This window comes from Desulfotruncus arcticus DSM 17038, from assembly GCF_900113335.1.
GTDB lineage: Bacteria > Bacillota > Desulfotomaculia > Desulfotomaculales > Desulfallaceae > Desulfotruncus > Desulfotruncus arcticus.
This window is the reverse complement of record NZ_FOOX01000006.1, coordinates 32,156-58,244: the sequence shown is the minus strand read 5'-3', so window position 1 is coordinate 58,244 and position 26,089 is coordinate 32,156. Positions and strand designations below refer to the sequence as shown.

Below are 26,089 nucleotides of genomic sequence, written 5' to 3'. Positions count from 1 at the left end.
GGCATCTTTTTTGACCGTTCAAGGCACGTGGAGGCATGCAGTCTCTTAGTGAGGAACGAACTTAGAGACATGCAGTCCACATGCACAATAAATGCGTCTTGATTGGGCTTTTTAAGCCGCATTTTCTTGCTTTTTGGGCTGCTGTTTTGTGTAATTTGCTATCGCAAATATTCATTTTGCAATAGCTGTTAAAAAGCATAAAAATGGGGGATGAGACCTGCCTTATGAAGATAAGCCATCAGGGAACGGTCTGGAAATAGAATAAGAAGAATTCTTCGATGAGTAGAAAATGCCACAAAGGGATAATCAGGTTCTGTGGCTCTATTGTTTTGCTAGTTTCCTTCATGCCAGGGGGTGGGGAATAACCAATATAATTCCAATGAATAACATATATCAAGCTATGTTATTTGGGAGGAATTGAAATGGGATACTATATTACTGTAGAACCCGGCATAAATGTTTATGTAGAAGATCTTAACCCGGCAGGCCACAGGACAATTTTGCTAATTCACGGATGGCCAGGAAACCATAATTTGTTTGAATACCAGTTTGATCAATTACCCCAAATGGGGTATAGGTGCATCGGTATAGACTGTAGGGGATTCGGATTATCAGACAAACCCTGGTTTGGCTACGACTATAACCGTTTATCCGATGATATCCGTAGTGTGGTAGACGCACTTAAATTACAGAATTTCACGTTTGGCGGACATTCAACAGGGGGAGCGATTTGCGTCCGATACATGGCCAGACACAATGGTTACGGAGTATCGAAGCTTGCTCTTTTTGCCGCAGCGGCACCGAGTCTTATCCAACGTCCATATTTCCCATATGGTCTAAAAAAAGAAGCTGTGATTAACATTATCCAAGGTGTTTATACCGATCGGCCCAAAACGTTGAGAGATTTTGGGAATATGATCTTCCATAATTATGTTAGCGAACCACTGTCGGATTGGATTTTCCAATTAGGTCTGCAGGCAGCCGGTTGGTCTACTGCGGCTATTGCAAACACATGGCTGGATGAAGAAGGTTTATTTAACGACTTGAAAACAATTAAAGTTCCAACTCTGATCCTGCACGGTATCAATGACCAAGTATGTCTATTTCCTTTAGCTATTGCCCAGAATAAGAGTATTAAAAATTCCAAGCTTGTACCCTTTGAGTCATGCGGACATTTCTTGTTCTATGACCAGCGTGAAAGATTCAACAGAGAATTAATACAGTTTATTGAAGAATAGAATGAGCATAAAAGGAATTTAGTTTAAAGTGCTGAGAAATCCGAGCCTTTTTTCAAATTTTTTTAAAAGAGATTGAGGGTTGAGTTTGATGTTCGAAATTAAACTTTCTGGATATTTAAATTTAATTCAAGCAGGCTGAGTGGATGACGATACTATTAAAATATTATTCGTTTAATCTGATATTGTACAATAGAAAGAATTTATTGTACGAGGTGCTGTTCGAATCATGGTGGAAAAGATGTCCGGAACCGGATTGATCATAACTAAATACAGCAAGCCTGAAATCAACCGGTATTTGATTTCCCGCCAGCGCTTGCATCAGAAATTGAATGATTCGCTGATGTGCAAGCTTACAATGGTGATAGCTCCTGCCGGCTACGGAAAGACCACCGTTGTTCTTGATTGGCTTGGCAAATGCGGCCTGCCTGCGGCGTGGTTGTCGGTGGATTCCTACGATAATAACCCCGTGGTATTCTGGCGATATGTATGTACCGCGCTGGATAGCATTTCTGAAGGAATCAGCAAAAACACGGGATATGTTTTTTCCTCGCAAGAACTGTTAAAATCGAATATTCATGTCAGCGTCCTTATTGACCGGCTGTTGGAGGTTCAATCCGATTTCCTGCTTGTGCTTGATGATCTGCATTTGATTACCGATTCTTCTATCCTAAATGGGCTGTCCTATCTGATTGATTATTTGCCATCAAAAATGCACATGATCATCATCAGCCGTACGGAGCCTGAGCTTGGACTGGCCAGGCACAGAATCAAATGGCAGATGCAGGAGCTGGAGGAAAAAGACCTGCGCTTTGAAACGGAGGAGATTTTCCGATTCTATCAGGCAAGGGGTTATACTCTTGAAAATGATGATGTGAAAAGGGTGGAGAATTATACGGAAGGCTGGGCTGCGGCAATGGTTGCGGTCGCCATGTCCATGGAGGACGTCGGTGACAGGAACGATGCCATTGCCGCTCTCTCCGGTACCGACTTATGTGCTGACTATCACGGCTGGAACGGGCGGCAGCATAACCACTGGCAGCAACGGTGATTATGCCGCAGGTACGGTAATCAATATCACCGCAACCGCAGCTGCAAATTACAGCTTCAGCCAATGGACTTCCACAGGAGGCGGAACCTTCCAGCCTGCCGGGAGATGCAAAAGCAGCTATAGGTGATAGACCGCTAATACAATTGGCGATGACGATAGACGGGAAGCAGACCGAGTGGAACAATCCTGCAGCCCCGGTGACGGTTTCCATCCCCTATACGCCAACGGTGGAGGAACTCAATAAGTCCGATAGCATTGTCGTCTGGTACATCGACGGTGGCGGCAATCTGGTCTCAATCCCTAACGGGCACTATGATCCCACCACCGGCACCGTGACCTTCAGCACCACCCACTTCAGCAACTACGCGGTGGGTTATAACAAGGTGAGCTTCAATGACGTGTCAGTCAATGCATGGTACAACAAGGCGGTCAGCTTCATCGCTGCTAGAGAAATCACAACAGGTACGGGCAACGGAAGATACAACCCCGAATCGAAGCTGACGCGCGGCGAATTCATCGTCATGTTGATGCGCGCCTATGGCATATCTCCGGATGTGAATCCAACGGATAACTTCTCCGACGCAGGCAATACGAATTACGCCGGCTACCTCGCGGCGGCGAAACGGTTGGGCATATCCACAGGAGTTGGCAACAATCAGTATGCGCCGGGTCAGGAAATCACCCGTCAGGAGATGTTCACTCTGCTGTATAACGCATTGAAAGTCATCGGACAGCTCCCACAGGGCGACTCCGGCAGGACGCTTTCCGACTTCACCGACGCCGGACAGATCTCCACCTGGGCACAGGATGCCATGAGGCTGCTGGCTGAAACCGGAACCATCGGAGGAGATGCCGCAAGGCTCGCTCCGGCGAGTACGACGACTAGGTCCGAAATGGCACAGGTGCTGAACAATTTGTTAGCAGAATAGACTTTGCTATTATTTCCAAATTAACTATAAAGTCAGTAGAAGCGGGAATTGCTTTTGCTGGCTTTTTTAGTATCTTTAACCAAAGTTTGTAGTAAAATATCTATTGAATAGTCATTCTTTTAATTCCTAAAGAACCATTTCGATGAGCCTAGGTATATGGTATTGTGTATCAATCCATAGAATAAAGTGAAAATTGATGACAAACCACAGAGGCCCAACAGATTACGTTGGGTCTTATTGTTTTAGGTTGGAAAAAAACCACTAAAGTTTTAGTGTTATCAAATTGTATGCACATAAAACATAATGATGCGCTTTTAGAGGATAGCCTGTTCAGAGTTAATTATGCAATCTATGTAATCCGGCAATTCAGAACTAATTAGAATAAGTCTTTCTGAGTAATTGAGAGCTTTATTCTGCTTATTTATTACAGCAAAATAACGGCGATGTTTTTTATGAAAAAGTTAAGAGAAATCATGGATAGAGAACGTAGTATTCTATGAAAGGAGATGAAAAAATGAACTTTTCAGAGATTGAGCTCATATCTGAAATAAAAAAGCGAAACTTGAACGCTTATGCATTTTTAATCAAAGAGTATTCCAAACTTGTTTATTATTTAACCTATAACATTTTAAGCATTGGCAACAGTAAAGAAGACATAGAAGAGTGTGTATCCGACGTTTTTTTGGAGGTCTGGCTAAAAATAAACGAATTTGACAACGAGAGAAGCAGTTTCAAAACCTGGATTTTAATCCAAACAAAATATAAAGCCCTTACATATAAGCGCAAGCTTAAAAAAAATCATGTGGAAAATATTAATGATTACCAGCTTATGGAGTTTGATACCGTTGAAAAACAAATTATCGATAGAGAAACACAGAAAAAACTGCTGGAAACAATCAATAGCTTTAATAAAACGGATAAGGAACTTTTTATCCGTAGATATTTTTATAACGAGAAGGTTAGCGATATCATGCAATCTTTGGGGTTGAGCCGTTCGGCGCTGGACAACAGGCTATTAAGGGGCAGGAAAATAATCAAGGAGGTTTTATCCTATGACTGAAAAGCAAATTCAGATGCTAATGCAAAATCTTGATAATGATTTGCTGGGCAAGGAACTGGATGATTTAATGGGCGACTTGGAAGTCGATCTGGACTCTATTACCCAAAAAGCATTCAACAAGCTGAATAAGGCGCGGATTAAATTGAAAAGAAAAAGAATTTATCCCTTTGTGGCAGCGTGTTTAATTACGGTTATCGGTATATCCAACGTCTATGCCGCAGAGATTTCGGATTTTGTCAGATCTTTTTTCAATCAAAAAGCAATCTATTCAACTGTTATAGATGGAAGTGCCTATTATCTGGAATCCCCTCTGCAATTGGATAAGGAAAGCAAACTGGAGAACGTTATTTTTGCAAAGGATAAGTTGGAAATGAATTTAACTTTTCCTTTAACAGAAGATAAACTTCCTAAAATGTCAGTTGTTGCGGCAAACGGCGAAATTTATAAACCGGGCGGTTACGGCTACGACAATGATCATTTGTACCTCAGCTTTTGGAATGAAGCGGAGCATAACTACGTGTTCTCGCCAACAAAAGAATTGAAATTGATGATTGGAGAAAAAAGTTATAGTATTAATTTAACAGAAGGTGTGCCTGTAGTTGGCAGCGGTGAAATTATACCTGCTGAACAAACGGATATTGATTGGGTAAACGTTGGTTATAAAAAAACTAACCAGGGTGTGCAGATTTTAACTAGCTTTACTGACAAGGATTTAAAACTGGTAGGCATTGGCGAACCGGCTCAAAAAACTGTGACAAAAATGTTCAAAAACGAAAACGGCATCATAGGCAGCAGCACTTCTTCAATGACCAAGCCCCTTCTTGGATATGACAAAGACAAAAACGTTTATACCTTCAATCAGGCTAAAAATGCCGTCGGCAGGCCAGTTACCCAATTTGAATCCCAGGCTCCTGCCGGCAAAGAAATTGAGCTGAAAATACCAAGTCTGCTTGTCGGTTATGAAAAAAGCTTTGGCAATATTGACGTGGCAATTCCGGGGCTAAACGAAGAAAAAAGAATCGACCGGGAAATCGACCTGAAATTGCAAAAAATCATCTTGGCAAGTATTAAAAGAACCTCCGCAACAACAGCCGAGTTGAAATTTGCTTTGAACACGGGAGACACAGCAGGGGTTGCTGTTCGAGAGGTTAACCTTTACAGTAAAGATGTGCAAAGAGGCGACAGTATTTGGCAAGGTGATGAATGCACAATGTGTATCAGCTTTGACGAAAAATTAAAAGATGCTACGTTTGACGTGGGATGGCCTCACTTTGTGGTAAACGGTAATTGGGCTCTGAAAATTAAATAAAGTTCATTGTAGAAGCCGGTTGCGTTTGGTAATTGGCTTCTTTGTATTCATATTGTAGGGATGATAATTTTATGCTCTATAGCTTCCAATTCCCATTAAAATAGGTCTCTTTGACGTGCTTGGCTTTATCTTTTGCCCAGTTTTCTAATCCTAATTTTTTAATAAGACATAAGTTAAAAACCTTTGTATTATGTGGCACCTTTGAGGCTTGGTCTGCGTATGGGTGAAGGTTGTCACAGGGGAATTCAGGGCATTCATAGCAAAATGTAATGTTTTTATTTTTTACACATGGATAAACATTACATTCCATGGGAATGAATGGTATTTTTCCATTTTGATTACGGCATCCCTTGCAAACAGCTCTCTCTGCTTGTTCGGCAGTAATATTAAGTGCATTAGCAATTATAGGAATCAATTTGGGGTCTTCATTTGCCAAATAGCCAATACAATTAAAGCAATCGAGACCACATGGTGCGGTCATTTGTTTATAATCCATCTTTCCTCCATTCTCTACGAAAGCATAACGTAGCTATAGACTGAGTTAATTCTTTATACACACCCCTATTGTTACACTGTGGAATAAGCTGCAGTAATTGTGCAAAGTGCTTGTATTACTGGTTCTCAAGGCAGGATAAATACCAATGGCTCACAATATCTCCCTATGTAGGTATTAACATACTACTAACCACATTGTAAATATATTAACATTTTTAGTCAAGGTTATTTAACTAATTAACATAAAATTTTTTGTACGATTCCATATATCCAGGCAAGTCCAATCAGCATTGACTATGACTGCCTGCGGGAATAAAACTGCTGCAAAAGATGTTACAGCCAAGTTTAAATTTGGCTATAATACAGAATATCGTGGGTATGTTTCCGCTTTTATTTATACTTGCTATGTTTATATTGCATCTGGCCCTGCCGGATAAAACCTTTTCCAAAGAGGAGCGACGTTACTTAGCACAATGGCCTGTTTTTCATATTGAAAAAGTATTAAATGGCAGTTATGAGACTAAAGTTGAATTATATTTTTCTGATCAGTTCCCTTTTCGAAACTTTTGGGTTCATATTCAGAAAGGCTCCAATCAAATTTTATTTAAAGGGTGATTTTTATTACTTCACTGTGGACAGGAACTCTGCCAATGGCTGACTCAACTTGGGCGACAAATGCTTGTCTCACGGAACCAATAAATTTTTAAGCTGTAGTTTTAAAAGATATCCCACCGCCAAGGTCTTTTTTGAGCATAAGTTTCTCCATTTGCAATATGAAATTAAATATGGTACTTTTAATCTATCATTAAGAACAGGAGGTACAGAAAGATGTGTAAAACTGAATTAATCTTGAAGAATCACAAACTAAATTTAGAAATTCAGGAGGAGGCACATCTTTAGTTTGCTGACTGTTTTTTTCCTATGCTATAAATCCGGTTAAGAAACAAAGACGAAGATGTTCTCTATCGTCTTTTTTTGTGCCCTTCTCCGTAAATCATCAGAAAAGGAGAGAGGGCAAAATGAGTGTACTATTTGATGGATTATACAAGAGTTACCATGATAGGATGGTATTGGCAAACATCAGCGGAGGAATTAGTAATGGTGTGAAGATTGGCTTTATTGGCAGCAACGGGATAGGTAAAACAACACTTTCAAGAATCCTAGCTGGTGTGGAAACTCCTGATAGAGGCAGTATTGAGTACACGCCACATAATGCGCTCATCATATATTTGCAACAATATCCGGATTTTCAACCAGGTGCTTCCGTGTACGAAGAATTATATCAAACAATCAATAAAAATCCTAATGTATATGAACCAATTGATACGATTGTGAAAAAGTCGTTGCATCAATTTGAAATCCATGAATCTTTGTGGGGGCGGCAAGCAACAAGCTTAAGCGGTGGAGAAAAAACAAAACTTATGCTATGTAAAGTCCTTACAAGAGATTTTGATTTGTTGATTCTTGATGAACCCACGAATCATTTAGATATGGATAGTGCTGCATCACTGGAAAAGATCATTAATCGAATCAAACAATCCATTTTAATCATATCGCATAACAGATATCTATTGGATCGTGTGGCAGATCGGATATGGGAATTAACTTCCACGGGCTTAAAGTCCTATAAAGGCAATTATTCCGTTTATAAAATACAAAAAGAAAATGAAGATAAGCATGCCGCTAAAGAATATGAAAAGCAACAATTACGAATTGAGCAACTGAATCAAGCTATCTGCAGTAGAAGAAGCTGGCTAGCGAGCGCTCAAAAAAACTCTGACTATAAAAACGCAGCCAAAACACAGGCCAGCGCAATTAAGGCAAAAGAAAAAGAGCTTGCCCGATTATTAAGCAATAAAATAGAAAAACCGCGGCAAGTTCCGCTCCCGGCATTTGACTTTATTAACAAATTTCCTGTCCAGAGTAACAAATTATCTTCCGTTATAATACGCGCTAGCCAATTATCTAAGGCTTATGAAGGCAATGTCGTATTTTCAAATTTGTCGTTTACGATTGGCAGGGGTGAAAAAGTAGCCTTGCTGGGTGAAAATGGAGCGGGTAAAACAACGCTTTTAAAAATTCTTTGTGGTGTTGACCATAATTTTCAAGGCCAACTATCCTTAGACCCTGCTCTTCGAATAGGTTACTTTTCGCAGGAATTTGAAGAGCTTGACGTCCATAGTACTATCCTTGAAAGCATTGAGAGTGCGAATAGATCAACAGAAGATATCCGGACCCTGCTTGCCTGCCTTCTTTTCAGGAAAAACGATGTTTTTAAGAAGGTTAAGGGGCTGAGTATGGGAGAAAAATGCCGGGTCGCATTTGCCAGGCTGATTTTGTCAGGTGTAAACTTTCTTGTTTTGGATGAACCTACCAACTATTTAGATATCGCGGCTAAGGAAAAAATTGAAGAAGTCTTAGAGCAATATTCGGGCGGCATCCTATTTGTTTCACACGATATCTATTTTGTACAAAGGATTGCTGCCAAAATCATGCTGTTGGAGCATGGAGCGTTAAAATTTTATGACGGAAATTATGATTATTATCTACGTAAGAGAAAAAATGAATCTGTACAAAATACCGGCGAATTGGATTTTATAACTATTCATAACCGCATCCTGCAACTTGAATGTGACTTGGCCTTCATTGGCGGAAAACTAAATCAAAGGTTAGGAGAGGATGATAAGAAAAGTCTTAATGAAGAGTATATACGAAAAGCGCAAGAGCTGAATGAGTTGCGACAACTTTTGTAAATTGCGTGTTATATTTTATATTGCGTAACAAGTCAGGGGATATTCCTCTGGCTTTTTTGTCGATTACAAAATGCAGGACAATGTGGAACACTACCACTCAGTGACCAGAAACCAGATAATCAAAGACATGATCTCAATCCAGATTCAGCTTGAAAAGAGTAATCATCATGTACAACAAGGTATATTTGTAAAACCTGGCCCAGTAATGCAAGAGGATGATTTTCTGGAAGTATTTTTTCTGACCGTTGTTTTGAAAGTCCGGATTATTGGTTCTTGTTTGATTCTGGATAAGTTTGGCTTCATACCCTATGTTAAGGAAATGGACAATTTGACCCAGGTGGTCATTTGGTATATAATAATAAATGACCCAAGTGGTCATTTGATTTTTTCATGAATACAGAAATGAGGTGCTTATCATTTATCCGAAATTTTATAGTTTAGAACCAGAAAAGCGTGAACGTATAATCAACGCGGCTCTTAAAGAATTTGCCCACATTGGTTTTGAAAAGGCTTCTACAAACGAGATTATCAGGAAAGCAGAAATATCCAAAGGATCATTATTCAACTATTTTAACAGTAAAAAGGAATTGTATTTATTTTTGTTTGATTATATCCAGGAGATTATCGATAAAATCTATACTGAAGTAGATTGGAATGAAACTGATCTTTTTGAAAGAATGAGACAAATAGGCTTGATTAAATTTAAAATAATGAAGCAATACCCGCAGGCATTTGATTTTCTTAAAAACGCTTTCAACGAAACCGCACCAGAGGTAGAATCTGAAATCAATGCAATAGGTAAAAAAATTATTGAAAGCGGTTTAGGATTAGGCTATAAAAACATTGATTTGACAAAATTCCGCGATGATATGGATAGAGAAAAAATGATGAACATTATTAACTGGACTATCATGAGTTTTGCAGAGCATCAAAGAAACAAAGTCGATTCCTTTGGAGATATCAGCATTGATGTGCTTAGTGAATGGGACGAGTATTTTGATATCTTGAAACGGTGTTTCTACAAAAAGGAGGAACAATAATATGCTTATTGACGTTTTAAGGTTGAAGAAGAGCTATACATCCGGCGCGATTATAAATGACGTTCTGAAGGGGATCGAGATGAAGCTGGATAAGGGAGAAATCGGTGTTATTCTTGGGCCATCTGGTTCAGGAAAATCTACGCTGATGAATATTATCGGCGGCATTGATCGTGGTGACAGCGGCAGGGTCATCGTTGACGGGGTCGAGATTAACAATTTGAATGACGAGCAGTTAACGGATTATAGGCGTGAGCAAATAGGTTTCGTTTTCCAGTTCTATAACCTGGTTCCCAACCTTACAGTTGGGGAAAACATTGAAGTTGTTTCCAACATCAGCAAATCACCTCTGAACATTGATGAAGTTCTAACGGCTGTCGGAATGCATGATAAAAAGCACCGCTTTCCCAGGGAACTCTCCGGGGGTGAGCAACAACGGGTCTCCATTGCCAGGGCGATTGTCAGGAATCCGAAGCTGCTGCTTTGCGACGAGCCAACCGGTGCACTTGATTATCAGACGTCCCGCAGTATTCTGAAGCTTTTGCAGCAGGTCAACAAAAAATACGGAACAACTATTTTGATGATAACCCACAATGCTGCAATTGCCGCTATGGCAAACAGGATATTTAAGCTGCGAAGCGGTGAAATTGTAGAAGCAGCGGTTAATCAGGTGACTGTTCCAGCGGAAAGGATTGAGTGGTAATGCCTTTAAATAAAAGAGTTTTGCGGATACTGAAAGAAAATGTACTACGATACCTCGGCATTCTAATGCTTATCATCCTGGGAAGTTATACGTTTGTTGTGGCGGCGGGGATCTCTCAGAATCTCGCTACTTTGGTCAATACGTTTACAGAGGGGCATATGCAGGAAGATCTGTCCTTTTCAACCGACAAGGCTATTACCGATAGCGCGGAATTAGAGAAAGCGGTTGACGCCATCCTCGAAGAGTATATGAGCTTTGACGCCGTTCTATCCGACTCGCTTACCCTGCGGCTGCTAAGTAAAACAGAAAAGCTGAACATCCCGGCTGTCATAGAGGGGCGGACGCTTTCCGGCCCGGGAGAAATACTACTTGATCCAGCGTTTGCCAAAGCGAACGGCTATCCCGTGGGAAGCCAAATAGAAGCAGCGGGGAAAACCTTCAAAGTCGTGGGCTTCGTCTCCTTGCCTCACTATATTTATCCGTTGAAAAACGTATACGATATCATGGTATCACCAAATAATTTCGGTGTAGGGGTTATAAATCGCGAAGATTTTGCGGGGATAGACAATGCCTACAGCATTTATTCCGTCAGGTTTAATGACAGAACGCAGAGCCTTAATAAACAGGCAGCTGAGTTTCGGGAGCGTTTACATGAGAAAGGCATAACAGAGTCGGACTGGATTGACATTATGAACAACAAACGTGCAAGAATGGCTTGGGCGTCCATAACCGGCTTAAAGACGATGAGTGTACCGGTACCGGCGGCAATGTTTCTTCTGTGTTGCCTGATTATCGGCATCATGATATGGCGTATGATACGAAATGAATCGGTGATTATCGGGACACTCTATGCGCAAGGCTACCGGCGACGTGAGTTAATGCGCCACTATATGGCCATTCCTTTGCTGCTTGCTATTGCGGGTGGAGTGATAGGAAGCGTGTTGGCGCTGCCGTCCATCGCGCCATCTGTTGTGGCTATGGTTTCATATTATAATGTTCCTGTTACTGGCATTGAACTGAGCGTTTTGAATGTCTTAATCGGAATACTGACGCCCGTACTGTTTTTGGGCCTCAGCAGCTATCTCGTTATACGTTCGGAACTGAAACGCTCTCCGGCGGAGCTTATGAAGGGCGACAAACAAAAAACCAAGGTTAACGCCTTTGAGCGCGCGCTTAAACTGGAAAGGTTTAAGTTCAGCACAAAATTCAAGCTCCGGGAGCAGCTTAGAAGCATTTCGCGGCTTTTGTTCCTGCTTTTGGGCATTACCAGTGCATCTGTGCTCATGCTTTTAGGCTTCACGATTATGAACTCTATGGATTATGTATTCAAAAACGGCACCACGGATACTTACCGGTTTGAATATGAATACGCATTTAAGGACATACAACACGGTAAGGCGCCGGAAGGTGCGGAGGTTTTCTCCGCCGGAAGGTTTTACCCTGAAAACAACGAGGGAATTGAGTTTTATATAACCGGCGTAGAACCGGATTCGACAATTTTGACGCTGAACAGCAGAGCAGGCAGTCCGCTTCCCAATAACCAGACAAACATCACAAAGCCTTTAGCAGACCGGCTGGGCATTAAGGCGGGCGACAGCGTAAGCTTCGTAAACAAGCAGGATGGGAAGGCATACACGTTTCATATTGATGCTGTTGCCGATTCCTATGCGGGTCAGTTTATCTTTATACCCATCGATGAGTTTAACGCACAGCTCGGATTTCTCGAAAATAGCTATACGGGGCTTTGGAGCACAAAAAAGCTTGATATTCCTGAAGAGCTGCTTTCAGGAACAAAGTCGCTGAGTGAGACCGTGAACGCTATGGATGAACTGCTGGGGCCGATGATTTCCATGGTGGTGGCGATGACTCTTATCGCCTGTGTTGTGGGTTTGATTATCATCTATCTTGTAACCTCGTTGATTATAGAGGAGAATAAAAACACCATCTCGCTTTTTAAGATATTTGGCTACAGACGTCGCGAAATCCGGTCCCTGATACTAAGCAGCTCAACCTTTGTTATATTGGCCGGATTTATTATTAGCATTCCTGTTATGGCTGCATCAATGAGCGCAATGTACGGCTATCTTGGTGCTATGATAAATTTAGTGCTGCCAACGATCATTAGTCCGCTTTATGTGGTTGTCTGTTTTGCGGCTATCATGCTAACCTATCAGCTCAGCAAGCTGCTGTGTGCAAAGAAGGTGAACACGGTTTCCATGAGTGAGGCGCTGAAAGCAGGAACGGAATAGAAAAAATCTTTGTACTCGTTTTCGTTGAGGCTGCAGTGTAAAGGATTGCGGTCTCAAACTTTAGTTTTTAGTGACACATACCCCATACTGCTCATTTATAAAAAGGGTAGATTACTGGATGTGGGAGAATTTTCATCTCAGAGTGTGGCAAGGAAATCAGCCTTAGTCTTTTATAGAGTTAATTTCACAGTCACTTGATAGTGAATCCAAGTCGAAGTAAGGCGTTAGAGGCGGCCGAACAATACAAGGCATAGGCCCTGGAAACGCTAGGAACGGAATCCTGCGCCAGACAAGGAGGGGATTAAAAGGGGAAACTCTGCCGATTGAAGTGGTGCCCCTTTAAAAATGTTTCATGCATTGACTTGTCATTGATAAAAGCTTTGGGAAATAGTGCAATATTTCTTAAATGTCCAAGGGAGGAAATATGCGATGATAGGTGTAGAAATCGACATGATCGTATCTGACAGCCTAAAAGCATTGGATTTATACGAAAAAATTTTTGATGCGGAGTGCATTGAGGTCACAGCCTACAGCAAAGGGAAAAATGAGGCTGTTTTTAATATGTATGGCACACGGTTTCACATGCTCGATGAAAACCCTGATTTTATGCTTGCAGCTCCGAAACCCAGCGATCCCAAGCCTATGTGGTGCAACATCATCGTACCCAATATAAGAGAGACTTTCTCAAAGGCGCTTGACGCAGGATGCATCGAAGTACAGCCGATAACCGAACTTGACGATTTCGGTGTGATAAACGCGATATTCACGGACCCATTCGGCTATATGTGGATGCTCCATCAAATCGTGCGCGAGGTCAGCTTTGAAGAACGCTGCCGCATCATGGAGGAAAAATTGGGGAAATAGCAGTGGTACAGGCCACGAATCCCGATGTCCACCGCTTTTGCCGATAAACTGATACACGAATGGGTTGGTTCGCCGGAGGAGTATGTTGGACGGGTAGGCTTTGCGCTCGCCATTTGCGCGATTATCGACAACCAGCCTTCTGACGCTGTCTTGGAGAACTTCCTCACATTATCGAGGCCGATATGCAATCCGCGCCCGCGCGCAAGCAGGAATCTATGAACAGGACTTTGTGTGAGATCGGAAATTGATTTTTGATAAGCTGAACTTTGCTAGTAAAGTCAGCATTCCAAGGACATTACAGTGTGGAATTTAAAAAGCTACCTTATGCACCAATTAGCCGGGTCAGTTCGCCGGTATATGTTAAAGACAGCCGGTGCATTGCTCGAGTGCAGGCAATGTAAAGCAGGCTGCGGTCGTATTGGCTGGAGTAGGTTTCGTTGTTGGCCGCAGGGATGATGACCTCGTCAAATTCCAGCCCTTTTGACATTTGAATCGAAGTGATTGATATGCCATTCATAAAAGTTGTGCTTTCCGGCGAAATCAAATGAACCTCGTAGTTTCGAGATAGTACATCATAAAGAGCTTTAGCCATGCTGTTCGTTTTCAGGATAATTCCCAGGGTCACATTCTCACTACTTTGAAATGTGTTGATTTTTCCCTTTATCTGCGCGAGTTCTTCCTGCTCGTTACGGCAATATATGAGGTCGGGGGCATCCCCATGGCGCTCAACCGCCTCGAGCGAGGCGACATTTTGGATGCGTTTGGCGAATGTGATAATCTCATAGGTTGAGCGGTAGCTCTTATTCAGCTCTACCAATTCCGCGCCTTTATATATCTGGCGCAGATCTCCGAGCGTATGTAAATGGTTTGGATTGATAAACTGCCCGAAGTCTCCAAGGATCGTTTTCTGACACTTAAATAGGATATTCATCACCGCGTATTGAACCGGTGTGTAATCTTGCATTTCGTCGATAACCAGATGGCGTATAACTTGGCTCTCCTGCAAACCCTCAAAAGCGGCGTGGAGGTACATAAATGGGTATACGTCGGCCCATTCGAGGGTTTTCTTTGCAGGCATCACAAATTTGTCTGAGATATTCATCTGTTTATAAAAATCCTTATAGAGCGACAGAGTATTCTTCACCTTTAGCATCGCGGTCAGACTTTTTAAGACGGCCCTGGTATTTGGTAAAGGCTCCTCCATGAAGTTGTCGGTTTCAAAGCGGTCATGAATATCGTCCGCAATCATTTGAAGCCGTCGCTTGACCGGGTGCTTATCATAAGCGGCAAAGCGGTTTTGTATCCATTCACTTTTGGCACAGAATCTTCCAAAAGAGTAATCAGATGGCTCAAAGACGCTCTCAGGCATCCGGGTCAGATACTCATCCATCAGTTTTATAAAATCCAATGTGGATTTGAAGCGCACCCGCTTCGCCCATTTGGGGTCGTCTGTTTCAAGAGGGTCCTTGTCGGGCTTGAAATGGATGATGCCCTCAAGCTGAACCTCGGCAATATCCGCAAAGCTCATCCCATAAATCGGCTCCTCGCCTAATTCGGGTAGGACATTGGAAATATAATCCACAAACACCTTGTTGGGCGATAGAATGGTCACGTTCTTTGCCGATAACCTGTCTTTGAAGCGGTAGAGTAAGTAAGCGATCCGATGCAGCGCAATGGATGTCTTACCAGAACCTGCGACCCCTTGAATAAGAAGGGCTGCGGCCTTTTCGTTCCGAATTATCAGGTTTTGTTCCTTTTGAATGGTTGTAATGATGGATTTCATTTTTTCGTCCGAAGTGTGGCTCAATTCACGCTGCAGAATATCATCTTGAATATTAACCGAGCTTTCCAACGCATATTCCATCTCGCCATTCTTGATTTTAAATTGCCGCTTTCGCCTCAGCTCGCCGTCGATTCGTCCAGCCGGGGCATCGTATCCCGCAGGCCCAACCTCGCAATCATAAAACATGCCTGCGATCGGGGAGCGCCAATCGGATATCAGCAGCTCATTGGCGTGGCTGAAAGCAAATCTGCCAATGTAGAAGGTGGCAGGTGTTTCTTTGGATGCTTCTCGAAAGTCAATCCGGGCAAAGTAAGGCGAGTCCAGCAGCTTGGCGAGTTTGTCCCGAATCTCAACAGCAAAGGCCCCACGGCTGTCAATTTGCTTTAAAGCGAGTTCATTTTGGAACATCTCGTGCGGGTCGATTTCACCGTGATGCTCTACCATGTACCGCTTGGTATCCATATATTCTTTGTCAAATTGCTCGACTGAATCATTTGCTTGCTTTATGGCATCATCCAGTTTGCCCTTGATATCGTCAAGATGCGCGATTTCATCGGGAAAATCCTGCGTTACATCTGGTTCTTTCTTTTTGTCTTTGTTGATACGGGCAGGCGCATGCAGGGCGCGCCTGCCCACTTGCTGTGCATCAGTCATTTGAATCCTCCTTGGGTAAAACCATCCTTTGTGTTGGATATCCAAATTCTGTTAGCAGTTCCGCTTCGGCAAAGCCCAGCTCCTTAAGAGCTTTGCGATATCCTGTATCTGCTTTGTCCCCCTCTCGGAATGTGGTAATGCTGATTTCCTTATTCTTCAGCAGCTCGGTGAGCGCCACATTCAAGAAGTCTCGAGAAATACCCTGTTTTCGATAAAGCGGATGTACTGCAAGGAAATCTATGCTGCCGGTTTCGTAGTTAATCATCATACCGCCAATTGACATGCCGCCCTCGGTCATAAGCAGCGCGCCTTTGTTGGCAATATAACGTTTCAGAACCGTTAAGTGCTCATCTTCTTCCAGATGGGGGAACCCGTCAATGGCAAGGTGAACCAATTCCATCCATATCGGAATATCCGCTTCTTTGGCAAAGCGGATTTCTCTCTTGGTATTTTTCTGCGCATTCTCAAGCGATTTGCGCTGGCCTTTGAAGTTGTATTCGAGTTGCAATGGATAAAACACCTCATTTTTTCTGAATTGGTGAGGAGGCTGTTTATACATAGCCTTGAACACATTGCTGAAAGCCTGTTGGCTGTCGTAACCGGCCAGAATAGCAATGTCTATAATTGGCTTATCTGAAAAAACCAGCAGTTTAGCAGCTTCCGTTAATTGCCTGCGTTGCGCATAATCATGAATAGAAAGCCCCACCGCATCGGTGAAGATGCGGTGCAGGTGGTATTTCGAATAATGTACTGCAGCGGCAACAATATCCGGGTCGATCTTTTCGCTTGTCAAATGTGTTTCAATATAGTGGATTGTGGCTATAACAGTTTCAAGGTTTTTCATAGCGCCTCCTTCCCGTTATAATGCGAATCCATTATAGCAATATCAAAATTCTACCCTTTAATAAATCTTGCGCTTATCATGCTATAATTTTTTTTCGAGCATGCCCCTGTTAACTGGCTCGAGTCACCTGATTACTTTTTTGCAACAGTACATACGGTAAAATGACCGAGTCAATTATAGCAGACTTGAAGAGATAATTTTTAATCATTATTGCGATTTATGCTGAAACATATGGTTATTGCCTTGATGCGGATTTCCTTGTATTCCTCGTTGTTAGGTGCTACAGGTTCCGCAGTAATAACCATCTTATTTTAAAATGATTGGGTTTTTACTGTTTATAGTTCCAAAGTTTCAAAAATCAAGTTGACTCGATCCTTAGGGTGGGGTTTATAATGATTGCAAAGGTGAGAAAATGATTGAAAATCGAGTAAAAATAAGTGATTTTGTTAAATTAACGGGAAGTACATTAAAAACCGTTCTTTATTACCATAAGATTGGTTTACTTCAAGAACCGGAGCGCTCTTTGGGGGGATATCGCTTATATGGACCTGCGGAGCTATCTCGTATGCAGTCAATAAAACATTTAAAATCTTTGGGGCTGGGTCTGAAGCGTATCAAAGAAATATTGGGAGACATAAACAATCACAAAACATTGCGGGAAGTCTTGCAGTCCTTGCGAGCGGAGCTTCTAAGTGAGAAAAAAAGCCACGAAGAAAGAATAGCGAAAATTGAAAAGTTGCTGAGTGAAGATACAGTTCCCCTGGACGAGGATAGTTTTGCATCTCCTTCTTTTCAAATGATTATGGATATACTGGGACCGGATAAAATCGAAAAATATGCCCGAACCTGCCCGGAACTCTTTGAGCAGCAACGGAAAGTGTATAGCATTTTGGATGATTTCCAGTGGGGTGAGGATTACCAGGAAACTTTTCGAGCTTTGGCAGAGTTTTTTAAGGCACATCCCCAAGAATATCAAATCTCCTTAGATTACGGGGCGCGTCTTGCCAGTCTGGCCCAACTGTCGGAAGATGATCCGGAGGTTGAAGCTCTCGCCCGTGAATCTGCAGAGTTTATCAAAAGTATGCCTCAATTAATGGAGATATTAGGCAAACAAGCGGGAATAAAAACTCCTCTTGCCAGCTTATATAATGACATGGTGGCGAACGTTATCTCGCCGGCCCAGGTAAAGCACGGGCAGCTTCTCCAAAAATATCTCGCTTCAGAGACTAACATAGCAGGCGATTGTAAAACCCCGGCTTTGTTAAAGGATAATAAAAGATAGCCGGTAAATTGCTGCCGGGGGATGGAAAAGATATCTCCAGATTTATTTATCCAGAAGCTGCTGGAAAAGATTAGGAGGCAATTTTCGTGGAAGATAATTCTAAATTGTCAAAGCAAAAAGCCTTTCTTGTGCCGACAATAATTTTGATTGTGCTGGGCGTTGTCTTATTTGTCCCCGCAGGTTCGTTTCGGTTTTGGGAGGCCTGGATTTTTTGGTCGGAATTCTCTGTCTTGACGCTTTTTATTACGATCTATTTTCTAAAGAAAAGCCCCGAACTTTTGTCGAGACGAATGCAGTTTAAAGAAAAGGAAACTACGAGAAAATCTCCCGCCTTTTTAAACTTATATTTCCTCTGTTACGTAATACCGGGCCTTGATTTTCGTTTTCATTGGTCGACTGTACCGGTTTGGCTTGTTATTGCAGCGAATGCCATTGTTTTTCTAGGGTATATATTTATTATCTTAGTTTTTAAAGAAAACAGTTATGCTTCTACTATTATACAAGTCGAGAAAGAACAACGGGTTATAACAACCGGTCCCTATGCCATAGTCCGCCATCCGATGTACCTGGGGATGTTATTAATGATGTTGTTCACCCCTCTTGCGCTCGGTTCTTATTGGGCCATAATACCTGCTCTTCTCTGTATACCGATGAATGTATTTAGGATAATAGGCGAAGAAGAAGTGCTGTTACGAGACCTTCCGGGATATAAGGATTATTGTATAAAGACACGTTATCGTTTGATCCCATTAGTTTGGTAGATAGTTCGAAAGTCGGAGAATTCCTCTGTGTATTGTAGCACAGTGTTCTCGATTAATAGTTTCTTATTGTATGGGTCAAGAGTGTACCGAATACCCGTCGACAATTCTTAGATGTCGGCGGAAGTGTTCGGTTTTCTTTTTCTATCCATGATCCGGAATAGTGTCAACTTTTGCGCGAGCGTGTCTGCCGTGAAGCGCGTAATATAGCAGGATCGACAGGGTGACAATTCCCGTCTTAACCAGAAACATACAAGAGAAACCTTTCCAGGTTACGATAAGCCCCATGATGGACAAAAAAACAACGCGCTGTGTCATCCAACTGGACTTACGTGAAAACACAGCACATTATATTATTACTATAACATTTTCCGGTTGATTTCGTAAGCATTTTTTGTAGCGAACTTGAATTTCTGCTTATATCAGACAAGAAAACGTGAAACATGGTTGTGTCTAAAGTAAGTTTTACAGGGACACAAAAAAGATATATTTGTGTGCTAACCTATGCTTGGAGGTGAAAAAATGGCTTTCAAATTTCTATTGGTTGAAGATGATGCAGAGATAAGAGAAATCATTACAGACTATTTTATGGAGAAAAGCGGCGGGACTTTTCATATAGACGATGCCAAGACAGGGAATGAAGGTCAGCAAAAATGTCTTGACAACGAATATGATTTAGTACTTTTGGATGTCATGCTGCCTGAGGTTGACGGATTTGCAATTTGCAGGGAGCTTAGAAAAAAGAGTGATGTTCCCATTGTCTTTATCACGGCAAGGCACAAGGAGAACGACAGATTGCACGGGTATCATCTCGGGTGTGACGATTACATAGCCAAACCTTTTTCGCTGGCAGAGCTTTATGCGAAGGTTACGGCTTTAATCAAACGTTCCAAAGGCACGGTAAGAAATGAAATAATGACGGCAGGCAGCATAAAATTGAACCCCTACCGTTGTACGGTTTTTGTTAATGAGGCGGAAGTAACACTTGCACCAATGGAATTTGCAATTTTAAAAATACTCATGGAGAATTGCGGTAGATTAGTGAGTCGCGAAAGCCTTCTCATCCGGGTTTGGGGATATGATTTTGATGGTAATGACAGAGTGGTGGACAATCATGTCAAAAAATTGCGCAAGGCCTTGGGGGGTGCTTCCAAGCAAATTAAAACCGTGTTTAAAAGAGGATACAAACTGGAGGGGGAAAATTGAAAAAGAACAAAACAAAGCGCACCATCTATATGCGCATCTTTTGTGCTTTTTTTGCCACCTACCTGGCACTTATGACGGGCTTCAGCATATTTCTGATATCTCGGGAAAAGAAAGTGGAGAGCTTGGAACTCCGAGCATTTGCTTTACAGGTAAATAATGCTGTTGAAGATGTCCTGCAAGATCATATTGACAGTAATAATCAGGTTACGGATATTGCAAAGGTAAAAAAAGAATTCGTCAGGAAGTCATCTCTTTTTACCCTTTTAGGGACAGAAGCGGCAATTTTCACAGGTGATTACAAACTGATTTTTAATACCAACGACTACTGGTTATGCAGCTATACGGAATATAGTGAAGGAAACAGAAATTATACAGGATATGGATATTTAAATCCCAGGCATTGGTTTAACGAAAAAGAAATAACAGAGCTTGAAAATTACCTGTATGCCAATCCAAAGGCGGAAAAGGCAGGAGATCTTTCAGGATATTCAGTTACTTTGGAAGGCTTTTGGGTCGATAATGAAATGATTATTCCTGATAAAATAAGTGTTATTGCCATGTATGCCGAAACCTTTGATGAAAACGGAAATGCAAGCTCAAGCAGCGGGACACGCCAAAATGATGGGGTCTATATTTCAGGCTATAAAAATACCAAAGGCCTGCCCTATTTTCAACATGGCAGCATCCAGCCCAATAATAACAGTTATCGTAACAGCGAAAAACAAGTCAAACTGCGCAATATGGTACTGGATCAAGAAAAGTTAAAAGAAGCCGTGAAGCAGTTAGGGAATGTCTCCTACGAAAGAGTAAATTTGTTAACCTACCGGTATTACCTGCCTATGCCTTATCGGAATACTGTTAAAATGACTGACAATCACAATTATTATAGTGAATTTTGGACAGTTATTGCCCGTGATGTTAATTTATTGGATAAATGTGCCGGTACACTGGCTTTTGTGTGGGGCAGCTGCTTTATAACATTTGTTATAGTAGCCATGATACTTTCAAGACAAACTTATAAAACCTATCAAAAGAGGGAGGAGCTTGAAAGACAGCGCAAAGAAACGACGAATGCCCTGGCCCATGATTTAAAAACCCCTTTGAGTATTATTTCAGGGTATGCCCAAAACCTAATAGAAAACATCCATACCGAGAAAAGGAAGTACTATGCAGGTAATATCCAGGCCAATGTAAACCGTATGGACAAGATAATCCGGGAAATGCTTGAGTTATCAAGGTTAGAGTCAGATTTATTTCCAATTAAATTGGAGGATGTATCTCTTGGCGAAGTGTGTGTTGAAATAATTAACCGATACAACCAAGTTTGTGATGAAAAAAACATACTGACGAGTCTAGAAGGCGATGCAGTTATAAAGGTTGATCATTCATTAATTGAAAGAGTTATTGATAACTTTTTTATCAATGCGCTTGACAGTACTCCTGAGGGTGGCACAATTCGTATAAAAATACTTGACAATACACTTGAATTATATAATAGCGGCAGCCGCATTTCTGAAGAAAAGATGAACGAAATATGGCTGCCTTATAAAAAAGCTGAGCTATCACGCAGCAATACAAAAGGTACAGGTCTTGGCCTTTCAATTTCACGTACAATTCTGGAATTATATAAATTTCCGTATGGTGCAAAAAACAGTGACGATGGTGTAGTATTCTGGTTTAAATTTACTTAAATAGAAAGGCCTCTACAAAGCTACTGAGAAACTGTCACCTATAAAAAGAGCTTATAAAGGACTGCGGCGGCTTCGACTATTTCGCGGTGGTGGTAAAATCCTTCCGCTATGGCGAGAGCACGCATGAAGACGACACCGAGAAATCAGCCGTTTCCTGTCCTTTTGTATTGCACAGCATTTTATACCTCCACAATTTAAAGTTTGCTTAACAAGTCATCTAAAAAATTAAAAAATTATTCTTGACTGTTCCCCAAGGTAATGGATTATATTCTTACTTGAGGGGAGAAGATGATAAATGAAAATTAGTGAAGTTCAAAAATATACAGGGCTTACAAAAAAGGCAATCAATTATTACGAACAAGAAGGTATGATAAAACCTATTGCCGATTCCAATAATAATTACAGAGATTATTCTCAACGCGATGTAGATGTATTAGTACAAATATCTGTATTGAGACAATTTGATATACCAATTAAGAGAATTAAAGAAATTATATCAAATCCGGAAATGCTTAAAGACTTTCTTAAACAACATTTAGAAAGGCTAACTAATGAAGCGAGGAGAATTGAAAAAAATAGATACATGTTACAATTATCTCTCAGAGACCTTGACAGTTTTACAGGGTTACAACAATTGACCAAACATTTATCAGCCTTAAATAAGGCTATGGAAATGGATGGACGTAGTAAGGAAGGTTTTATGAGAAGTCAGTTACAACGTATTTTTCCCGGGAACTTTGGTAAGATGTTGATTACATATTATAGTCCATTTCTAAATGAACCCGTAAATACCCATGAAAAGGAAGAAGCTTGGATTAAAATAGTTAAATTCCTTGATGATATTGACGATATTAAATATTCATCTGACATTAAGATGATGTATGAACAGCTAACTGAAGAAGATTTAATAAAACATGAACAATTCGTTTCCATGGATATAAAAAAGTGGATTAATATTACTGAAGAAGAATTGCAGTTGGAAAAGCAAAAAATTATTAATACTATAAAAAATTTGACTAACAATCCGGAAGTTAAATCTACAATGCTAAAATCTGTTAAACTCTCTGGTGAGCTGAAAAGTAAAATTAAAAGTCTAGGTTATTATGAAAATTTTGTAGATAACTTAAAGGTTTTAAGCAATAATTTCCAGAAATACTCCTGCAATAGGAGTAAATTTATTGAAAGCTTGCAATTAATTGTTGATGATACTGATATATTAGAACATTATTAAGAGTGACATTAATTTAGCCTTTCCGCAGTTGCGATTTTGACCCATTGCGCAGTTTCGTCCAATAGAATTATTAAAAGTCAGCTCTCGTTTCTTGGAGAGCTTTTTTTATGTGATTTGATGATTTTCCACGTTGGAAATGGGCGTTGATTTTATTATGCCTTTTAAAATACAGCTCAGCTTGTTATGCTGGCTGTATTTTTCTGTTGGTATGCAATTGATGGTATTCTGAAATTTTAAATAAAGTGATGGAGGGAAAATAATACAAAAGAAGAATTAAAAAAAAGTGTAAATATTGCATTTTCATATCAATAACTGGACAAATTTGTCGAAAAGCAGGGTGCAAAGCTTTGAGTTTAATGAGCTAGTGGCTGGTAGCGCCGGTATGGCCATAGAGCAAATCATTAAGGTGATTGAGAATAATACAGCTATAATTAATGATATAGCCGTCGGTGTCACTCAATCCAGCGAAGGCACCCAGCAACTTACTACAGCCAGCGAACGAATAGCATCTACCGTGCAACAGGTTTCCAGTACTGCGCAGGAACTTGCCAATATTGCCGAAGATCTGCAAAATAACGTGATTAAGTTCAATGTTAATAAGGATTAAGAAACCATCGCTCCATCAAGGCACCCTCGATCTGTTTGACTGGGACCCCGCGCAGCTTGTATAAGATAAAGCAGCTGAACAACAGCTGCTTTATCTTATATGCTAATTATTTAACATAGTTTACGTTGTCCACAGCAGGTCTTTCGGTGCTAAAAGCATTACCGTCGGAGTAGCCAACGGCAACAGCACATATAGTTGAAAAGCCTTCAGGTAGATTAGCTTCTTTAGCCAAAGAAGGGTCTGCGGTGAAAGCAAGCTGTGGCGTAATCATATAGCAAGAACCGAGGCCTAAATCAGTTGCGGCAATTGTCATATTAGTTGCGGCATTTGATGTATTGGCCATGCTATAGGGATTTTCTTGTGGTGCTGAAAGGACAAGTAAAGTTGGTGCACCATAGAGTGGGGTATATCCTGGTAATGCTGCTCTGCTCATTAAAAAATCATTCCCGGAATTTTTCATAGCTGTTAATGCTGTCTCGGAAATTTTTGTTAGCAGTTTTGCATTTTGGATTACAGTAATTTGAAAAGGTCCGGCATTTGGAGCAGTTTTACCTGCTTTAATAATTTCTTCTAAAGCCGAATCCTTAATTTGCTCAGCTTTATATTTTCTGATACTTTTTCTTTTTGAAATGGCTTCTAATGTATGCATAGTGCAAATCTCCTTTACTCTTTATTTTTTCTTTAATATAATTGTAAGTGCGAATAAAAAATATGCAAGTATGCAGTTTTTTATGACTAAGTAAGTTTTTTGTGAGTAACGGGGGTAAAGTGTGAAGGATAAAATAATTTTTTCAATAGAAAATGATTTATGTCCTGTTGCATCAGCGCTAAAAGTAATCGAAGGAAAGTGGAAATTACCAATAATTTGGGTGCTTTGTCAAAACGGTACGCTTAGATATAACGAATTAAAAAAAAGTGTTGTTGGAATAACCAATATGATGCTGACAAGTTCACTTAAAGAACTCGAAGAAAGCGGATTGATTAAAAGAGTGCAGTTCAACGAAATACCACCACGTGTTGAGTATTCATTGACAAAGGCTGGAGAAAAGCTTTTGCCTGTACTTGATGAATTAGCAAAATGGGGGGAGGAACTGATAAAATGAGCTGGCTGGTAATTTATTCCCCGGTTCAATGAAGATAAAACATATAGATAAGTCATTAATATAATAAAGATGTTCACTACCATATTGACTGATAAACTATCATCCCTATACCTGTTATAAAGATGTTGGCCAGAGCAAGGGGCAGCAGTATTTTCCAACCGAACCCCATGAGCTGGTCCACCCTGATACGGGGATAAGTCCAACGGAATTGCATGACCACAAATACTAGGACATACATCTTAAGGAAAAACCACAACCATGACGGGATAAAAGTAAGGCCAAAGGGAGCATGCCACCCGCCAAGAAACATAACGGTGGCCATAGCGCAGATAACCATGATGTTCGCATATTCAGCCAGGAAGAACATGGCAAAGGCCATACCCCCATACTCGGTATAGGGACCTGCTATAATTTCGGATTCACCCTCAACTAAACAGAAGGGGGTACGGTTGACTTCCGCAATAGCTGCAATAAAATAAATTAGAAACGCAATCGGCTGTGTAAAAATAAACCAGACGTGTTCCTGAGCAGCTATAATGTCGGACATCTTTAGGCTGCCCACGATCATGATTACTCCCAAAAGCCCCAGCACCAGCGGTAGTTCGTAGCTTACCATCTGTGCTACGACACGCATACTGCCAATCAGGGAGTACTTACTGTTTGAAGCCCAGCCACCCATCCAGATAAATAACGCGGTCAGCGAAGTGATGGCCAGTAGATAAAACACCCCGATATTCATATCAATAGCTGCCATATTCTTACCAAGTGGTATTACGGCAAATACCATCACCGTGGGCACGAAAACCAGCACCGGAGCAAGCATAAACAAAACCACATCCGCTTTATTAGTGATCGGGATCTCTTTGCTGATCAATTTTGCGATATCCGCAAATGGCTGCAATAGTCCTTTGGGGCCAACCCGGTTGGGGCCAATACGGGCTTGCATATAGGCGGCAACCTTGCGATCCATATAAACCAGCCATGCAGCGTTAAGTAAAATAAATACGAGGATAGACACAAGCTTGACCAGCATCACAATGGTTTCATTAATTTCTACGGGTGTGCCCAAGCCGTTCATAACAGATCTAACCCATTCGGCCATACCCACAAATAAATTTTCCAACATATCTATCCCCTCCATAGTTTCATTTAACAGTCCACTCCACCAAGTTAGGTGCCATAAATTCAGCCCATTTTAATACTCCGGTGCAGGGTGGTATAGCGCCGACTGGGATTAGGAATTAG

Annotated in this window: 27 protein-coding genes; 21 read left to right on the top strand and 6 right to left on the bottom strand. The window is 41.1% G+C overall.

Annotated elements, in window-relative coordinates; translation table 11 throughout:
* The first annotated feature begins 185 nt into the window (after positions 1–185).
* The 7 genes from BM056_RS27645 to BM056_RS09595 all read left to right on the top strand — a co-directional run bounded on the left by BM056_RS27645 (position 186) and on the right by BM056_RS09595 (position 5,584).
* The gene (locus BM056_RS27645; protein ID WP_353740148.1) at positions 186–260 is read left to right on the top strand and encodes a hypothetical protein; all 75 of its coding nucleotides are present in this window, start codon (positions 186–188) and stop codon (positions 258–260) included.
* 162 nt (positions 261–422) lie between these two features.
* Positions 423–1,238: an alpha/beta fold hydrolase gene (locus tag BM056_RS09615; RefSeq protein WP_092471121.1), complete on the top strand. Its 816-nt coding sequence runs from the start codon at positions 423–425 to the stop codon at positions 1,236–1,238.
* Between the two features lie 238 nt (positions 1,239–1,476).
* Complete coding sequence (locus BM056_RS09610; RefSeq protein WP_131820750.1) at positions 1,477–2,286, top strand: MalT transcriptional regulator family protein; 810 nt, start codon at positions 1,477–1,479, stop codon at positions 2,284–2,286.
* Positions 2,198–2,413, top strand: coding sequence for an InlB B-repeat-containing protein (locus BM056_RS27640; protein ID WP_353740147.1), 216 nt, complete (start codon positions 2,198–2,200; stop codon positions 2,411–2,413). The genes BM056_RS09610 and BM056_RS27640 overlap by 89 nt, the downstream gene beginning before the upstream one ends.
* A gap of 22 nt (positions 2,414–2,435) precedes the next feature.
* Positions 2,436–3,215: an S-layer homology domain-containing protein gene (locus BM056_RS09605; RefSeq protein ID WP_092471335.1), complete on the top strand. Its 780-nt coding sequence runs from the start codon at positions 2,436–2,438 to the stop codon at positions 3,213–3,215.
* A gap of 514 nt (positions 3,216–3,729) precedes the next feature.
* Entirely contained in the window at positions 3,730–4,275 is a 546-nt protein-coding gene (locus BM056_RS09600) for a sigma-70 family RNA polymerase sigma factor (RefSeq protein WP_092471117.1), read from the top strand.
* On the top strand, positions 4,268–5,584 hold the full coding sequence (locus tag BM056_RS09595; RefSeq protein WP_092471115.1) for a hypothetical protein: 1,317 nt from the start codon (positions 4,268–4,270) through the stop codon (positions 5,582–5,584). The genes BM056_RS09600 and BM056_RS09595 overlap by 8 nt, the downstream gene beginning before the upstream one ends.
* Positions 5,585–5,660: 76 nt before the next feature.
* On the opposite strand, the gene BM056_RS09590 is transcribed toward BM056_RS09595, so the two are convergent.
* The gene (locus tag BM056_RS09590; protein ID WP_092471113.1) at positions 5,661–6,080 is read right to left on the bottom strand and encodes a DUF3795 domain-containing protein; all 420 of its coding nucleotides are present in this window, start codon (positions 6,078–6,080) and stop codon (positions 5,661–5,663) included.
* 329 nt (positions 6,081–6,409) lie between these two features.
* Here BM056_RS09590 and BM056_RS09585 point away from each other — a divergent pair, with 329 nt between their 5' ends.
* The 7 genes from BM056_RS09585 to BM056_RS09555 all read left to right on the top strand — a co-directional run bounded on the left by BM056_RS09585 (position 6,410) and on the right by BM056_RS09555 (position 13,685).
* Positions 6,410–6,694: a DHHW family protein gene (locus tag BM056_RS09585; RefSeq protein WP_092471111.1), complete on the top strand. Its 285-nt coding sequence runs from the start codon at positions 6,410–6,412 to the stop codon at positions 6,692–6,694.
* Between the two features lie 404 nt (positions 6,695–7,098).
* Positions 7,099–8,832 (top strand): ribosomal protection-like ABC-F family protein, encoded by a 1,734-nt coding sequence (abc-f, locus tag BM056_RS09580; protein WP_092471109.1) that lies wholly within the window; start codon positions 7,099–7,101, stop codon positions 8,830–8,832.
* Between the two features lie 70 nt (positions 8,833–8,902).
* Entirely contained in the window at positions 8,903–9,226 is a 324-nt protein-coding gene (locus BM056_RS09575; RefSeq protein WP_092471107.1) for a hypothetical protein, read from the top strand.
* A 13-nt stretch (positions 9,227–9,239) separates the two neighbouring features.
* Positions 9,240–9,872 (top strand): TetR/AcrR family transcriptional regulator, encoded by a 633-nt coding sequence (locus BM056_RS09570; RefSeq protein WP_092471105.1) that lies wholly within the window; start codon positions 9,240–9,242, stop codon positions 9,870–9,872.
* A gap of 1 nt (position 9,873) precedes the next feature.
* Positions 9,874–10,572 (top strand): ABC transporter ATP-binding protein, encoded by a 699-nt coding sequence (locus BM056_RS09565; RefSeq protein WP_092471103.1) that lies wholly within the window; start codon positions 9,874–9,876, stop codon positions 10,570–10,572.
* A 20-nt stretch (positions 10,573–10,592) separates the two neighbouring features.
* The gene (locus tag BM056_RS09560) at positions 10,593–12,821 is read left to right on the top strand and encodes an ABC transporter permease (RefSeq protein WP_238456392.1); all 2,229 of its coding nucleotides are present in this window, start codon (positions 10,593–10,595) and stop codon (positions 12,819–12,821) included.
* Positions 12,822–13,250: 429 nt separating this feature from the next.
* Positions 13,251–13,685 carry a VOC family protein gene (locus BM056_RS09555; protein WP_092471100.1) on the top strand — a complete coding sequence of 145 codons (435 nt, stop codon included), beginning with the start codon at positions 13,251–13,253 and terminating at the stop codon, positions 13,683–13,685.
* A gap of 322 nt (positions 13,686–14,007) precedes the next feature.
* On the opposite strand, the gene BM056_RS09550 is transcribed toward BM056_RS09555, so the two are convergent.
* Both BM056_RS09550 and BM056_RS09545 read right to left on the bottom strand, forming a co-directional pair.
* On the bottom strand, positions 14,008–16,122 hold the full coding sequence (locus BM056_RS09550; RefSeq protein WP_092471098.1) for a HelD family protein: 2,115 nt from the start codon (positions 16,120–16,122) through the stop codon (positions 14,008–14,010).
* A complete protein-coding gene (locus BM056_RS09545) occupies positions 16,115–16,966 on the bottom strand; it encodes a helix-turn-helix domain-containing protein (protein WP_092471097.1) in 852 nt (283 codons plus the stop codon). The genes BM056_RS09550 and BM056_RS09545 overlap by 8 nt, the downstream gene beginning before the upstream one ends.
* A gap of 412 nt (positions 16,967–17,378) precedes the next feature.
* Here BM056_RS09545 and BM056_RS09540 point away from each other — a divergent pair, with 412 nt between their 5' ends.
* Positions 17,379–18,248 carry a MerR family transcriptional regulator gene (locus BM056_RS09540; RefSeq protein WP_337833499.1) on the top strand — a complete coding sequence of 290 codons (870 nt, stop codon included), beginning with the start codon at positions 17,379–17,381 and terminating at the stop codon, positions 18,246–18,248.
* Positions 18,249–18,334: 86 nt separating this feature from the next.
* Positions 18,335–19,009: a methyltransferase family protein gene (locus BM056_RS09535; RefSeq protein WP_092471095.1), complete on the top strand. Its 675-nt coding sequence runs from the start codon at positions 18,335–18,337 to the stop codon at positions 19,007–19,009.
* 141 nt (positions 19,010–19,150) lie between these two features.
* Here the strand turns inward: BM056_RS09535 and BM056_RS26165 are convergent, their stop codons facing one another.
* Positions 19,151–19,324 carry a hypothetical protein gene (locus BM056_RS26165; protein ID WP_165613454.1) on the bottom strand — a complete coding sequence of 58 codons (174 nt, stop codon included), beginning with the start codon at positions 19,322–19,324 and terminating at the stop codon, positions 19,151–19,153.
* A 204-nt stretch (positions 19,325–19,528) separates the two neighbouring features.
* Here BM056_RS26165 and BM056_RS09530 point away from each other — a divergent pair, with 204 nt between their 5' ends.
* The 4 genes from BM056_RS09530 (at position 19,529) to BM056_RS09515 (ending at position 23,741) form a co-directional block, all read left to right on the top strand.
* Positions 19,529–20,212, top strand: coding sequence for a response regulator transcription factor (locus tag BM056_RS09530; RefSeq protein WP_092471094.1), 684 nt, complete (start codon positions 19,529–19,531; stop codon positions 20,210–20,212).
* Positions 20,209–21,903 carry a sensor histidine kinase gene (locus BM056_RS09525; RefSeq protein ID WP_092471092.1) on the top strand — a complete coding sequence of 565 codons (1,695 nt, stop codon included), beginning with the start codon at positions 20,209–20,211 and terminating at the stop codon, positions 21,901–21,903. The genes BM056_RS09530 and BM056_RS09525 overlap by 4 nt, the downstream gene beginning before the upstream one ends.
* A 295-nt stretch (positions 21,904–22,198) precedes the next feature.
* Entirely contained in the window at positions 22,199–23,134 is a 936-nt protein-coding gene (locus BM056_RS09520) for a helix-turn-helix domain-containing protein (protein ID WP_092471091.1), read from the top strand.
* Between the two features lie 322 nt (positions 23,135–23,456).
* Positions 23,457–23,741 (top strand): hypothetical protein, encoded by a 285-nt coding sequence (locus tag BM056_RS09515; RefSeq protein WP_131820749.1) that lies wholly within the window; start codon positions 23,457–23,459, stop codon positions 23,739–23,741.
* 106 nt (positions 23,742–23,847) lie between these two features.
* On the opposite strand, the gene BM056_RS09510 is transcribed toward BM056_RS09515, so the two are convergent.
* Positions 23,848–24,390: a nitroreductase family protein gene (locus tag BM056_RS09510; protein WP_092471088.1), complete on the bottom strand. Its 543-nt coding sequence runs from the start codon at positions 24,388–24,390 to the stop codon at positions 23,848–23,850.
* Positions 24,391–24,511: 121 nt separating this feature from the next.
* Between BM056_RS09510 and BM056_RS09505 the strand changes: the two genes are divergently transcribed.
* Positions 24,512–24,844 carry a winged helix-turn-helix transcriptional regulator gene (locus BM056_RS09505; RefSeq protein ID WP_092471086.1) on the top strand — a complete coding sequence of 111 codons (333 nt, stop codon included), beginning with the start codon at positions 24,512–24,514 and terminating at the stop codon, positions 24,842–24,844.
* A gap of 76 nt (positions 24,845–24,920) precedes the next feature.
* Here BM056_RS09505 and nuoH read toward each other — a convergent pair whose 3' ends face one another.
* Entirely contained in the window at positions 24,921–25,970 is a 1,050-nt protein-coding gene (nuoH, locus tag BM056_RS09500; protein ID WP_092471085.1) for an NADH-quinone oxidoreductase subunit NuoH, read from the bottom strand.
* Positions 25,971–26,089: the final 119 nt, after the last annotated feature.